The 13,106-nt window shown below is 71.9% G+C and carries 12 protein-coding genes and 1 tRNA gene; 11 read left to right on the top strand and 2 right to left on the bottom strand.

The genetic code is table 11. From position 1 onward, the window contains the following. The 5 genes from V7793_RS22985 to V7793_RS22965 all read left to right on the top strand — a co-directional run. A partial coding sequence (locus V7793_RS22985) for a bifunctional ornithine acetyltransferase/N-acetylglutamate synthase (protein ID WP_336009418.1) occupies positions 1 to 129 on the top strand: 129 nt, incomplete at its 5' end. After that, the gene (gene argB, locus V7793_RS22980) at positions 126 to 1,064 is read left to right on the top strand and encodes an acetylglutamate kinase (protein WP_336009417.1); all 939 of its coding nucleotides are present in this window, start codon (positions 126 to 128) and stop codon (positions 1,062 to 1,064) included. The genes V7793_RS22985 and argB, both read left to right, overlap by 4 nt. Beyond that, the gene (locus V7793_RS22975; RefSeq protein ID WP_336009415.1) at positions 1,061 to 2,260 is read left to right on the top strand and encodes an acetylornithine transaminase; all 1,200 of its coding nucleotides are present in this window, start codon (positions 1,061 to 1,063) and stop codon (positions 2,258 to 2,260) included. The genes argB and V7793_RS22975 overlap by 4 nt, the downstream gene beginning before the upstream one ends. Positions 2,261 to 2,354: 94 nt before the next feature. Next, positions 2,355 to 2,897, top strand: a complete 543-nt coding sequence (locus V7793_RS22970) for an arginine repressor (protein WP_058045220.1) — start codon at positions 2,355 to 2,357, stop codon at positions 2,895 to 2,897. A 252-nt stretch (positions 2,898 to 3,149) separates the two neighbouring features. Further along, the gene (locus V7793_RS22965) at positions 3,150 to 4,367 is read left to right on the top strand and encodes an amidohydrolase family protein (protein ID WP_336009414.1); all 1,218 of its coding nucleotides are present in this window, start codon (positions 3,150 to 3,152) and stop codon (positions 4,365 to 4,367) included. Between the two features lie 93 nt (positions 4,368 to 4,460). Here the strand turns inward: V7793_RS22965 and V7793_RS22960 are convergent. Continuing rightward, positions 4,461 to 4,537, bottom strand: a tRNA-Pro gene (locus tag V7793_RS22960). Between the two features lie 201 nt (positions 4,538 to 4,738). Between V7793_RS22960 and V7793_RS22955 the strand changes: the two genes are divergently transcribed. The 5 genes from V7793_RS22955 (at position 4,739) to V7793_RS22935 (ending at position 10,807) form a co-directional block, all read left to right on the top strand. After that, a complete protein-coding gene (locus V7793_RS22955) occupies positions 4,739 to 5,932 on the top strand; it encodes an argininosuccinate synthase (protein ID WP_336009413.1) in 1,194 nt (397 codons plus the stop codon). A gap of 107 nt (positions 5,933 to 6,039) precedes the next feature. After that, entirely contained in the window at positions 6,040 to 7,473 is a 1,434-nt protein-coding gene (argH, locus tag V7793_RS22950; RefSeq protein ID WP_336009412.1) for an argininosuccinate lyase, read from the top strand. 143 nt (positions 7,474 to 7,616) lie between these two features. Further along, positions 7,617 to 8,183: a TetR/AcrR family transcriptional regulator gene (locus tag V7793_RS22945; protein ID WP_336009409.1), complete on the top strand. Its 567-nt coding sequence runs from the start codon at positions 7,617 to 7,619 to the stop codon at positions 8,181 to 8,183. Beyond that, a complete protein-coding gene (locus V7793_RS22940) occupies positions 8,180 to 9,730 on the top strand; it encodes an MFS transporter (protein WP_336009407.1) in 1,551 nt (516 codons plus the stop codon). Before V7793_RS22945 ends, V7793_RS22940 begins: the two co-directional genes overlap by 4 nt. Before the next feature lie 246 nt (positions 9,731 to 9,976). Beyond that, positions 9,977 to 10,807, top strand: coding sequence for an alpha/beta fold hydrolase (locus V7793_RS22935; protein ID WP_336009405.1), 831 nt, complete (start codon positions 9,977 to 9,979; stop codon positions 10,805 to 10,807). A gap of 21 nt (positions 10,808 to 10,828) precedes the next feature. On the opposite strand, the gene V7793_RS22930 is transcribed toward V7793_RS22935, so the two are convergent. Further along, positions 10,829 to 11,506: a lysophospholipid acyltransferase family protein gene (locus V7793_RS22930; protein ID WP_336009404.1), complete on the bottom strand. Its 678-nt coding sequence runs from the start codon at positions 11,504 to 11,506 to the stop codon at positions 10,829 to 10,831. Between the two features lie 232 nt (positions 11,507 to 11,738). On the opposite strand from V7793_RS22930, the gene V7793_RS22925 reads away from it, so the two are divergent. Further along, complete coding sequence (locus V7793_RS22925) at positions 11,739 to 12,920, top strand: glycerophosphodiester phosphodiesterase (protein WP_336009402.1); 1,182 nt, start codon at positions 11,739 to 11,741, stop codon at positions 12,918 to 12,920. The last annotated feature ends 186 nt before the right edge of the window (positions 12,921 to 13,106 follow it).

Raw genomic sequence — 13,106 nt, 5'->3', positions numbered from 1 at the left:
CTCGTCGACATGCGCTACCGGGAGGTGCGCATCACCGCCGACCTGGCCGAGGGCGGCGAGTCCGCCGTCATCTGGGCCAACGACCTCACCGCCGACTACGTCCACGAGAACAGCGCGTACTCCTCATGACGACCACGGACAGCGCGGGCACGACCCGCAAGCACACTGCCCTCCCCAAGGCGCGCATCCTCGTGGAGGCGCTGCCCTGGCTGACGCGGCATCACGGCAAGACCGTCGTCATCAAGTTCGGCGGCAACGCCATGGTCGACGAGGAGCTGAAGGCGGCCTTCGCCCAGGACGTCGTCTTCCTCCACCATGCCGGGCTGCGCCCGGTCGTCGTGCACGGCGGCGGCCCGCAGATCAGCGCGCAGCTCGACCGGCTGGGCCTGGAGTCGGAGTTCAAGGCCGGCCTGCGGGTGACCACCCCGGAGGCCATGGACGTCGTCCGCATGGTGCTCGCCGGGCAGGTGCAGCGCGAACTCGTCGGCCTGCTCAACGAGCACGGCCCGCTCGCCGTGGGCCTCACGGGCGAGGACGCCCACACCATGACCGCCACCAAGCACTATGCCGAGATCGACGGCGAACGCGTCGACATCGGCCGCGTCGGCGAGATCACCGCCATCGACACCGGCGCCGTCCAGGCCCTGCTCGACGACGGGCGCATCCCCGTCCTCTCCTCCATCGCCCGCAGCGCCGACGACGGACACGTCTACAACGTCAACGCCGACACCGCGGCGGCCGCGCTCGCCGCGGCCCTCGGCGCGGAGACGCTGATGGTCCTCACCGACGTCGAGGGCCTCTACGAGGACTGGCCGCACAGCGACGAGGTCATCAGCCGGCTCACGGCGAGCGAGCTGGAGGCCCTGCTGCCCGACCTGGCCAGCGGGATGGTCCCCAAGATGGAGGGGTGCCTGCACGCCGTGCGCAACGGCGTCACCACGGCCCGCGTCATAGACGGCCGGGTCCAGCACTCGATCCTGCTGGAGATCTTCACGGACGAGGGCATCGGCACGATGGTCGTGCCCGACGAAGCGGCGGGCGCGCCGGAGGGGAAGCAGCAGTGACCAACGCCGGACTCACCCAGCGCTGGCAGGGCGCGCTGATGGACAACTACGGCACCCCGCGCATCCCCCTCGTCCGCGGTGAGGGGAGCACCGTCTGGGACGCCGACGGCAAGCCGTACCTCGACCTCGTCGGCGGGATCGCCGTCAACGCCCTCGGCCACGCCCATCCGGCGGTCGTCCGCGCGGTGTCGGACCAGATCGCCACGCTCGGCCACGTCTCCAACCTCTTCACCGCCGAGCCGACGGTCGCCCTGGCCGAGCGGCTGCTCGCCCTCGCGGGCCGGCCGGGCCGCGTGTACTTCGCCAACTCGGGGGCGGAGGCGGTCGAGGCCGCGTTCAAGATCGGGCGCCGGACGGGCCGCACGCACATGGTCGCCGCCACCGGCGGCTTCCACGGCCGCACGATGGGAGCCCTGGCGCTCACCGGCCAGCCCGCCAAGCAGGACCCGTTCCTGCCGCTGCCCGCGGGCGTCACCCACGTCCCCTACGGCGACGCCGAGGCGCTGCGGGCCGCCGTGACCACCGACACCGCGCTCGTGGTGCTGGAGCCGGTCCAGGGCGAGGCCGGCGTCGTCGTGCCGCCCCCCGGCTACCTCGCCGCCGCCCGGGAGATCACCCGCGCCACCGGCACCCTCCTCGTCCTGGACGAGATTCAGACAGGTATCGGCCGCACCGGCCACTGGTTCGAGCACCAGGTGCAGGGCGTCGAGCCCGACATCGTCACGCTCGCCAAGGGCCTCGGCGGCGGCCTGCCGATCGGGGCGACGCTCGCCTTCGGCGCGGCCGCCGATCTGCTGACGCCCGGTCAGCACGGCTCCACCTTCGGCGGGAACCCCGTCGCGTGCGCCGCCGCCCTGGCGGTCCTCGACACGCTGGAGGGCGAAGGAATCCTCCCCCGCGTGGCGGTGACGGGGGAGCGGCTGCGTGACGGGATCGCTGCGCTCGGCCACCCGCTGGTCGACCGCGTCCGTGGCGCGGGCCTGCTGCTGGGTATTGTCCTTTCCGAGCCCCTTGCACCGAAGGTGCAGCAGGCAGCACAGGACGCCGGCCTCCTGGTGAACGCGGTCGCACCCGACGTGGTGCGGCTGGCCCCGCCGCTGATCATCACGGAAGATGAGGTGGAAACGTTCCTCCGGGCCCTGCCGGGTGTCCTGGACGCTGCTGCTGCTGCTGCCGCCGTCGGCGCGGGGGCGTGAGCGGCCGGAGCGGCCGACGAGGCGGACGGGGCCGGCGGGGCGACACGGCCCCTCCGGACCCTCGGGGAACGACGAAGCGGAGACTGACGAGACGATGACCCAGGCGCAGGAGCCGGAGCCGTTCCACGGCGGACAGGCCGTACCGCAGACCCGTACCGCCCGCCACCGCCGGATCGTGGACATCCTCGGCCGGCAGGCGGTCCGGTCGCAGAGCCAGCTCGCCAAGCTGCTCGCCGACGACGGCCTGTCCGTCACCCAGGCGACGCTCTCCCGCGACCTCGACGAACTGGGCGCGGTCAAGATCCGCAACACCGGTGGCGAGCTGATCTACGCGGTCCCGTCGGAGGGCGGCGACCGCACCCCCCGGGCCCCGCTCGGCGAATCCGCGACCGAGGCCCGCATGGGCCGCCTGGCGGGCGAACTGCTGATCTCGGCGGAGGCCTCCGCCAACCTGGTCGTCCTGCGCACGCCGCCGGGCGCCGCGCAGTTCTTCGCCTCCGCGATCGACCAGGCGGGGGTGCACGAGATCATCGGCACCATCGCCGGCGACGACACGGTGATGCTCATCAGCCGCGACCCCAAGGGCGGCCAGGCCCTCGCGGACCACCTGCTCAGACTGGCCCAGAAGGAGCGCTGAGGGCGCGGGCGCGGCCCGGGGATCCCGGCCGCGCCCCCACCCCGGCCGAACGTGCCGATGGCGTCCCGCACTTGCGGGGCGCCATCAGTCGTACCGGCCGCGCTGCCCGCACTCCGCCCCGTCCCCCTCCCGGCCGGGAAATCATGCCGGGTGCGGGCTCCCGCGGCGCCGGAGTGGGCAGGATGAGAAGGGCCCGGGGCGTCGGCACCGTAAACACCGGCCCAACAGCAGTCATTGGGCAAGGGAGGACACATGCTCGCGATCCGCGCGGCGAAGCTCTTCGACGGGATAGGACCGGGGCTCGTCGAACGGCCCGTGGTGCTGGCCGAGGGCGGGCGGGTCGTCGCCGTACACCCCGGCGGGAGCGTGCCCGCGGGCGCCGGACTGCTGGACCTGGGGGACGTGACGCTGCTCCCGGGCTTCGTGGACACCCACGTCCACCTCGCCTTCGACGCGAGCGACGACGCCGTGGGACGCCTGCGGCGCGCGGATGACGAGGAACTGCTCGACCGGATGCGGGAAGCGGGCCGGGCGGCGCTCGCCGCGGGCGTGACGACCGTACGGGACCTGGGGGACCGGGGGTACCTCGCGCTGCGGGTGCGCGAGGAGACCGCCGAGGACCCCGTGGCCGGTCCCACCGTGCTCGCCTCCGGGCCGCCGATCACCACCGCGCGCGGACACTGCTGGTTCCTCGGCGGGCAGGCCGAGGGCGTCGACGCGATCCGGGCGGCGGTGCGCGAGCGCGCAGAGCGGGGCGTCGACGTGGTGAAGGTGATGGTGACCGGCGGTCACCTGACCCCCGGCTCGGATCCGTTCCACGTGCAGTACAGCCACACCGAACTGCTCGCCGCCGTGCGCGAGGCCCACCGGCACGGGCTGCCGGTCACCGCGCACGCGCACTCGGCGGCGGGTATCGCCGCCGCCGTGGCCGCCGGGTTCGACATGGTCGAGCACTGCTTCTTCGTCACCGAGATCACCGACGAGAGCGACGAGAGCGACACCGGCGTGGACTACGACCGGCGCATCCTCGACGACATGGTCCGCCTCGGCGTGGTCGCCTCCCTCACCCTGGGGGCCCTGCCCGGCGCGCCGCCGCCCCCGCCCCCGATCGCCCGCCGCCTGCCCGGCCTGGCCGCCGGGATGGCCGCGATGCGGGAAGCCGGCGTGGGCGTGGTGTGCGGCAGCGACTCGGGGATCTTTCCGTTCAAGGCCCACGGCAGCCATCCGTACAGCATCGTGGCCATGGCGGAGAGGGGCTTCGGCCCGCTGGAGGCGCTGCGCGCCGCGACCTCGGCCGCGGCCCGCGCGTGCGGCGTCGCCTGCCGCAAGGGGTGCATCGCGCCGGGCTTCGACGCGGACATCGTGGCGGTGGCGGGGGACCCCCTCGCCGACATCACGGCCGTCCACGCGGTGACGGCGGTCCTGCGGGAGGGCCGGCGGGTCGCCCCGGGAAAGCTGCGGCAGCCGTAGCAGCCGTAGCAGCCGTAGCAGGCGTAACGGGCGGAGAAACGGAGAAGGCCGCTTCCTCTTACGAGGAAACGGCCTCCGACCTGCGATGTTCGCTGGTCGGGACGGCGGGATTTGAACCCACGACCCCTTGACCCCCAGTCAAGTGCGCTACCAAGCTGCGCCACGTCCCGGTGCTCGTCCCTCCCGGTTTCTTCCCGGTGGGGCGTGCAGAAAGAAAATATCCTGTTTGGCTGCGTGATCCAAATTCGGGGTCCGGCCCTCCGTCTGCGTCACGACCCGGCCACGTACCGCTATCGGCGTCGCCCATTGACGAAACATACGGTGCAGTGCATACTTATGCCCATCAGCGTATGCATCGTAAGGAGAAACCCGTGACCGAGCGCGTCGTACTCGCCTACTCCGGCGGCCTGGACACCTCCGTCGCCATCGGCTGGATCGCCGAGGAGACGGGCGCCGAGGTCATCGCCGTTGCCGTGGACGTCGGCCAGGGCGGCGAGGACCTGGACGTCATCCGCAAGCGCGCGCTCGCCTGCGGTGCGGTGGAGGCGGAGGTCGCCGACGCCAAGGACGAGTTCGCCGAGGAGTACTGCCTCCCGGCGATCAAGGCCAACGCCCTCTACATGGACCGGTACCCGCTGGTCTCCGCCCTCTCCCGGCCCACGATCGTCAAGCACCTCGTCGCCGCCGCGCAGAAGCACGGCGCGACCACCGTCGCCCACGGCTGCACCGGCAAGGGCAACGACCAGGTGCGGTTCGAGGCCGGCATCTCCTCCCTCGCCCCCGGGCTCAAGTGCATCGCCCCCGTCCGGGACTACGCGATGACGCGGGACAAGGCCATCGCCTTCTGCGAGGCCAAGGGCCTGCCGATCGCCACCACCAAGAAGTCCCCGTACTCCATCGACCAGAACGTCTTCGGCCGGGCCGTCGAGACGGGCTTCCTCGAGGACATCTGGAACGCCCCGATCGAGGACGTCTACGACTACACCGACAACCCGGCCACCCCCCGGGAGGCCGACGAGGTGATCATCACCTTCGAGCAGGGCGTCCCGGTCGCGATCGACGGCAAGCCCGTCTCCGTGCTGCAGGCCATCCAGCAGCTCAACGAGCGGGCCGGTGCCCAGGGCGTCGGCCGGCTGGACATGGTCGAGGACCGGCTGGTCGGCATCAAGTCCCGGGAGATCTACGAGGCGCCCGGCGCCATCGCGCTGATCACCGCCCACCAGGAGCTGGAGGCCGTCACGGTCGAGCGCGAGCTCGCCCGGTACAAGCGGCAGGTCGAGCAGCGGTGGACCGAGCTCGTCTACGACGGCCTGTGGTTCTCCCCGCTCAAGCGGGCCCTGGACGGCTTCATCGCCGAGGCCAACGAGCACGTCTCCGGCGACATCCGGATGACGCTGCACGGCGGCCGGGCCGTCGTCACGGGCCGGAAGTCCGAGAAGTCGCTCTACGACTTCAACCTCGCCACGTACGACACGGGCGACACGTTCGACCAGTCCATGTCGAAGGGCTTCATCGAGATCTTCGGCCTGTCCTCGAAGATCGCCGCGAAGCGCGACCTGGCCTGACCGACCAGCTGCCGCTGTGCGCGGCCGTGCCGCAGGGGCACGGGTGGGCACAGCGGCATCCGCCCGCGGCGGCCGGCCGCCCCCCACCACCCACGAGGAGCACGCAAGTGAGCAACGGCACCACCGACGACGTCCGGCTCTGGGGCGGCCGTTTCGCCGACGGCCCGGCCGAAGCGCTGGCCAAGCTGTCCGCCTCGGTCCACTTCGACTGGCGGCTCGCGCCCTACGACATTGCCGGTTCCCGTGCCCACGCCCGCGTGCTCCACACGGCCGGCCTGCTGACGGCCGACGAGCTGGAGCGGATGCTCGACGGCCTCGGCCGGCTGGAGGAGGACGTCGCCGCCGGGACCTTCACCGGCACCGTCGCCGACGAGGACGTGCACACCGCGCTGGAGCGGGGCCTGCTGGAGCGGCTCGGCCCGGACCTCGGCGGCAAGCTGCGCGCCGGGCGGTCCCGCAACGACCAGGTCGCCACGCTCTTCCGGATGTACCTGCGCGACCACGCCCGGATCATCGGGGGTCTCCTCACCGATCTGCAGGAGGCGCTCGTGGGCCTCGCCGAGGCCCACGCCGGCGTCGCCATGCCGGGGCGGACGCACCTGCAGCACGCCCAGCCCGTCCTGTTCGCCCACCATGTGCTCGCGCACGTCCAGTCGCTCTCCCGGGACGCCGAGCGGCTGCGGCAGTGGGACGAGCGCACGGCGGTCTCGCCCTACGGGTCGGGGGCCCTCGCCGGGTCCTCCCTCGGGCTCGACCCGGAAACGGTCGCGGCCGACCTCGGCTTCGAGCGCGGCTCGGCGGGCAACTCCATCGACGGGACGGCCTCGCGCGACTTCGTCGCCGAGTTCGCCTTCATCACGGCGATGATCGGCATCGACCTGTCGCGGATCGCCGAGGAGGTCATCATCTGGAACACGAAGGAGTTCTCCTTCGTGACCCTCCACGACGCCTTCTCCACCGGCTCCTCGATCATGCCGCAGAAGAAGAACCCGGACATCGCCGAGCTCGCGCGGGGCAAGTCCGGGCGGCTCATCGGCAACCTCACCGGCCTGCTCGCCACCCTCAAGGCCCTGCCGCTCGCCTACAACCGGGACCTGCAGGAGGACAAGGAGCCCGTCTTCGACTCCTGCGACCAGCTGGAGGTCCTCCTGCCGGCCTTCACCGGGATGATGGCGACCCTCACGGTCAACCGCGCCCGGATGGAGGAGCTGGCCCCCGCCGGATTCTCCCTGGCCACCGACATCGCCGAGTGGCTCGTCAAGCAGGGCGTGCCGTTCCGTGTGGCGCACGAGGTGGCGGGGAAGTGCGTCAAGGAGTGCGAGGCGCGCGGCATCGAGCTGGACGGCCTGACCGACGAGCAGTTCGCCGCGATCTCGCCGCACCTGACGCCCGAGGTCCGGTCCGTCCTCAGCGTCCCCGGTGCGCTCGCCTCGCGCAGCGGGCGGGGCGGCACCGCGCCGTCCGCGGTCGCGGTCCAGCTCGGCGAGGTCAAGGCGGACCTGGCGGTCCAGCGGGAGTGGGCGGACGCCAAGCGCGGCTGAGACGGCTGTTGCTTTGAGAGGGCCGTCCCTTGAGTCGGCCGTCCCTCGAGACGGCCGTGCCGTCCCTGAGACGGTCACGCCTTCCCTGGGACGATGACAGCCCGGGTGAGACATTTGCGTCTCATCCGGGTTATCGTCGTCTCATGAGTGTTGACCGTGACCATGTGCTGAGGGAGGCCGCCGCCCTGCTCACCCGCAGGGCGACCGCCTCCATGGACGAGATCGCCAAGGCCGCCGGGATCGGTCGCGCCACCCTCCACCGCCACTTCGCCGGGCGCGACGCGCTCGTCCGCGCCCTGGAGGAACTGGGCATCGAGCAGTTCGGGCAGGCCCTGGACGCGGCCCGGATCGAGGAGGGCGACGCGGCCGGCGCCGTGCGCCGCCTGATCGACGAGGCCGAGCCGGTCGCCGGCATGCTCGCCTTCCTCTTCACCGAGAACCAGCTCTACGAGAACGGCACCAACGAGGGCTGGAACCGCCTCGACGCCCGCGTCCAGGAGCTCTTCCGACGCGGGCAGGAGGAGGGCGCCTTCCGGCTCGACCTCACACCCGCCTGGCTCACCGAGGCCCTCTACGGCCTGATCGGCACCGGCGCCTGGGCCGTCCAGGACCGGCGCGTGGCCGCCAAGGACATGCCCCGGATGGTCGCCGAGCTGCTGCTCGGCGGCGCCGAGCGAAGGACCGGCACCGAGCGGAGGATGAAACGGTGACCGGAACCGCCGGCGGCCCGCAGACCCTCGCGGCACCCGCCGAGACCCCCCGCCCCGGGCGCTGGCTCGCCCTCGCCGTCCTCGCCCTGGCCGTCCTCCTCGTCGCGGTCGACGCCACCGTCCTCGGCCTGGCCACGCCCTTCCTCAGCGAGGACCTGCAGCCGACGGGCACCCAGCTGCTGTGGATCGGCGACGTCTACTCGTTCGTCATCGCCGGACTCCTGGTCTCCATGGGCAGCCTCGGCGACCGCATCGGCCGCAAGAAGCTCCTGCTGTGCGGCGCCGTGGCCTTCGGCGCGGTGTCGGTGCTGAACGCCTACGCCTCCACACCCGAGATGATGATCGCCGCCCGGGCCCTGCTGGGCGTCGCGGGCGCGACGCTGATGCCGTCCACGCTGGCGCTCATCCGCAACATCTTCCACGACCCCAAGGAGCGCAGCCTGGCCATCGGCATCTGGGGGGCCATGGCCTCCGCGGGCGCCGCCGTCGGGCCCGTGGTGGGCGGCTTCCTGCTGGGGCACTTCTGGTGGGGCTCCGTCTTCCTGATCAACCTGCCGGTGATGGCCGTGCTGGTGCTCGTCGGCGCCAAGCTGCTGCCCGAGTCGCGCGACCCCTCGCCCGGCCCGTGGGACCTGCTCAGCGTGGCACTGTCGATGACCGGCGTCATCGCCGTCGTCTACGCGATCAAGGAGGGCGCCACGCACGGCCCGGGCTGGGGCGTCGCCGCGGCGGCGGCCGTGGGCGTGGCGGCACTGGTGTGGTTCGTCCGCCGGCAGCTCACCCTGCCCTCGCCGCTGCTGAACATGCGGCTGTTCCACCACAAGGGTTTCTCGGGCGCGGTGCTGGCCGACCTGCTGACCGTCCTCGGCCTGTCCGGCATGGTCTTCTTCCTGTCGCAGTTCCTCCAGCTCGTCCAGGGGCGCAGCCCGCTGGAGGCCGGTCTGGCCGAGCTGCCGGCCGCGATCGGCGCGGTCACCGCGGGTCTGCTCGCGGGACGGGCCGCCCGGCGGTTCTCGGTGCGGTCGGTGGTGGCCGGCGGGCTCGCGGCCATCGGCGTCGCCCTCGCGGTGCTCATCTGGCTGGAGTCCGACACCGCCTACCCGGTGCTCGGGGCGGCGCTGCTGGTCGTGGGGGTCGGTGCGGGCTTCTCCTTCACCGTCACGGCCGACGTGATCCTCTCCAGCGTGCCCAAGGAGCAGGCGGGTGCCGCCTCGGCGGTCTCGGAGACGGCCTACGAGCTCGGCGCCGCGCTCGGCATCGCGCTGCTCGGCTCGATCGTCACCGGCGTCTACCGGGACTTCGCCGTCCCCGCGGGCGTGCCGGAGGCGACCGCCGAGGCGGCCCACGAGTCCCTCGGCGGCGCCGTGGAAGCCACCTCCGAGCTGCCGGCCGACCAGGCCACGGGCCTGCTGACCTCCGCGCAGGAGGCCTTCGTCGACGGGCTGCAGATCGCCTCGGGCGTCGGCGCGGTGGTGCTGCTGGCCACGGCCGCGGCGGCGTGGTTCCTGCTGCGCGGGCAGAAGCTGGAGGAGGGGTACGGCGGCTGAACCGTCACGCGGGTACAGCAAACGGAACCGCGCTGACCGGTTTGAGCCGGGCGCAGCTCACATGAGCAAAGCGCACGACGGGCCGGGGCGGCAAGCCCCGGCCCGTGTGACATATGCCTGAAACAATTTCTCTTGACGAGATGTTTACTCGCGGGCAACGATCACGACCACTGGTCGACATTGTCGAACATGGTTCGGTTCCGACGGTGGTCCCCCGCCGTCCCGTTGCCAAAGGACACCCCCCTCATGCGCCTTCGCAGAACGGTCAGAGTGCTGCTCGCCGCAGCGGCCACCGCGGCCCTGGGCCTCACGGGCCTCGCCGCCTCCCCGGCCTCCGCCTCCGTCCTCGACACCCCGCCGCGCGGGGCCAACGACTGGTCCTGCAAGCCGGATTCGGCCCACCCCGAGCCCGTCGTGCTGGTCAACGGCACCTTCAAGGTCATGGGCGAGAACTGGTCGGCGCTCTCGCCGAAGCTGAAGGAGGCGGGCTACTGCGTCTTCGCCTTCAACTACGGCAAGCTGGAGACCGCCCCGGTCCCGCAGTCGGCCGAGGAGCTGCGCGACTTCGTGGAGACCGTGCGTCGCGCCACGGGCGCGAAGAAGGTCGACCTCGTCGGCCACAGCCAGGGCGGCATGATGCCGCGCTACTACGTGAAGTTCCTGGGCGGCGCGGACAAGGTCGACGACCTCGTCGGCATCGTCCCGTCCAACCACGGCACGAAGAACCCCCTGGCCATCCCGGCCGGCTGGACGTTCTGCCCGTCCTGCGCCGACCAGCGCTGGGGCTCGGACTTCATGCAGAAGCTCAACGAGGGCGAGGAGGCGCCGGCCGGTCCCGACTACACCGTCGTCACCACGCGCTACGACGAGGTCGTCATCCCCTACACCAGCGCCCTGCTGAACGGCCCGGCCGAGCGCGTCACGAACGTCGTGCTGCAGGACAAGTGCAAGCTGGACCTCTTCATGCACGACCAGGCCACCAAGGACCCGGTCGTCGCCCAGTGGGTGCTCAACGCGCTGGGGCGCAAGGGTCCGGCCGACCCGGCCTTCCAGCCCCAGTGCATCGGCCTGGGCTAGTCCCCGTCAGGTGATGTGACGTCAGGCGGCCTTCGAGGCCCTGGCCTTGGTCGCGTAGACGTCCACGTACTCCTGGCCCGACAGGCTCATGACCTCGCTCATCACCTCGTCGGTGACGGCGCGCAGGATGTAGCGGTCGCGGTCCATGCCCTCGTAGCGGGAGAAGTCCAGCGGCTCGCCGAAGCGCACCGTCACCGGGGCGAGGTGCAGCATGCCCTTGCCGCCCGGCTGGACCTTGTCCATGCCGATCATCGCGAACGGCACCACCGGCGCGCCCGTCATCAGCGCGAGGCGGGCGATGCCGGTGCGGCCGCGGTAGAGGCGGCCGTCGGGGGAGCGGGTGCCCTCGGGGTAGATGCCGAAGACCTTGCCCTCGTCGAGGATGCGGCGGCCGGTCATCAGCGCCGCGACGCCGCCGCGGCCGCCGTCGCGGTCCACCGGGATCATGCCGGAGCTGCGGAAGAACCAGGCCATGAGCCGGCCCTTGATCCCCTTGCCCGTGACGTACTCGTCCTTGCCGATGAAGAAGACCTGCCGCTTGACCACCAGCGCGAGGAAGAGCGAGTCGACGAACGTCACGTGGCTGCCCGCCAGGATGACCGGCCCGCTGCCGGGGATGCGCTCCGTGCCCTCCACCTTGGGGCGGTACAGGACGCGCATGAGCAATCCGAGGAACGCCTTGAGCAAGATGCGGGACAACGGAGGCCCTCCGGTCGTGATGGTCGGTGCGGCGCATGCCTGCGCAGGGGAGTGACCATACTCGCCGGTATGGGCCTTGCGCACCCCGGGTAGGGGGACGCGATACGGAGTGTTGACAGGAGTTTGCACGCCGTTTGACCTTCGTCTTCACAGACGGAAGTCGTACATGTTTACGATCGGCGCGTCCGACGGGTGCCGGAACGGCGCCGGGACGCGCAAGCAAGGAGCGTTCATGGATCAGGAGCAGCGGCCGGGCAGGCGCACCCTTCTGGGGGCCGCGGCGGCCCTCGGCGCGGGAGCGGTCGTCCTCGGCGGCGGAGCGGGCACGGCCTCTGCCGCGCAGCGCGGGCAGGCCGCGGAGCGCGCCCACGGCGGCGGCACCGGCGGTTCGTACAAGGACCTGCCCAAGCCGACTGTCATCGGCCACCGCGGCGGCAGCGGCTACCGCCCCGAGCACACCCTCGGCTCCTACCAGTTCGCCCTGGACAACGGCGCGGACGTCATCGAGCAGGACCTCGTCCCCACCAAGGACGGGCACCTCGTGTGCCGTCACGAGAACGACATCACCGGCACCACCGACGTCGCCTCCCGCCCGGAGTTCGCCTCCCGCAGGACGACGAAGACCGTCGACGGCGAGGCCCACACCGGCTGGTTCACCGAGGACTTCACGCTCGCCGAGCTGAAGACGCTGCGGGCCAAGGAGCGCATCCCCGGCACCCGCCAGCACAACACCCTCTACGACGGCGTCTGGCAGGTGCCCACGTTCGAAGAGGTCCTGAAGTGGGCCGACGAGCAGGGCCGCAAGCGCGGCCGGCGCATCTGGCTGCACATCGAGACCAAGCACCCCACCTACTTCCGCAAGGCCGGCCTCGGCCTGGAGGAGCGGCTCGCCAAGCTGCTGCGCCGCTACAACCGCTCGGGCCGCAACGCCCACACCTTCCTGCAGTCCTTCGAGCCGAGCAGCCTCCAGCGGCTGAACCGGCTGGGCGTGGACTGCCCCAAGGTGCTCCTCCTGGACGACCTCACGACGCAGCCGTGGGACTTCGTCGAGGCCAAGGACCCGCGCACGGTCGCCGACCTGATCACGCCCAAGGGCCTGAAGTGGGTCTCCGGCTTCGCCCAGGGCATCGGCCCGTGGCTGAACCTGATCATCCCGCGGGACAAGAACGACAAGCTGACCAAGCCCACCACGCTGGTGCGCGACGCGCACGCCGCCGGGCTGCTCCTGCACCCGTACACCATGCGCAACGAGAACAGCTTCCTGCCGGCGGACTTCCGGCGGGGCACCGACCCCAACGGGTACGGTGACGCGCTCGCGGCGTTCAAGACGTACTTCGCGACCGGGATCGACGGCATCTTCTCGGACAACTGCGACACCGCGGCGATCGCGCGGGACGCGTTTCTGAAGGGGTAACCCGCAAGGGTGATCGTCCGGCGGTCCGGAACCGCCGGAGCCGGGCCGCACGTCACGCCTCGCATGACGCAGAGCGATCTCCTGACCCGGCTGAGCCCCCTGCTCAAAGCGGAGTGCGCCGCCGAGGCGGCCGCGGTCGCCGGGACCGACGCGGCCGACCTCGAACAGGGCGTCTGGGTGCGGCTG

Origin of the sequence: Streptomyces sp. KLMMK, from assembly GCF_036961605.1 — a bacterium.
Classification (GTDB): Bacteria; Actinomycetota; Actinomycetes; order Streptomycetales; family Streptomycetaceae; genus Streptomyces; species Streptomyces telluris.
This window is presented reverse-complemented; position numbering and strand designations above follow the sequence as displayed.

What these genes read in the sequence shown, in the direction of transcription:
- argB (WP_336009417.1), top strand. Translation starts at nt 126, where the DNA reads ATGACGACCACGGACAGCGCGGGCACGACCCGCAAGCACACTGCCCTC.
- V7793_RS22970 (WP_058045220.1), top strand. Translation starts at nt 2,355, where the DNA reads ATGACCCAGGCGCAGGAGCCGGAGCCGTTCCACGGCGGACAGGCCGTA.
- V7793_RS22965 (WP_336009414.1), top strand. Translation starts at nt 3,150, where the DNA reads ATGCTCGCGATCCGCGCGGCGAAGCTCTTCGACGGGATAGGACCGGGG.
- V7793_RS22945 (WP_336009409.1), top strand. Translation starts at nt 7,617, where the DNA reads ATGAGTGTTGACCGTGACCATGTGCTGAGGGAGGCCGCCGCCCTGCTC.
- V7793_RS22935 (WP_336009405.1), top strand. Translation starts at nt 9,977, where the DNA reads ATGCGCCTTCGCAGAACGGTCAGAGTGCTGCTCGCCGCAGCGGCCACC.
- V7793_RS22925 (WP_336009402.1), top strand. Translation starts at nt 11,739, where the DNA reads ATGGATCAGGAGCAGCGGCCGGGCAGGCGCACCCTTCTGGGGGCCGCG.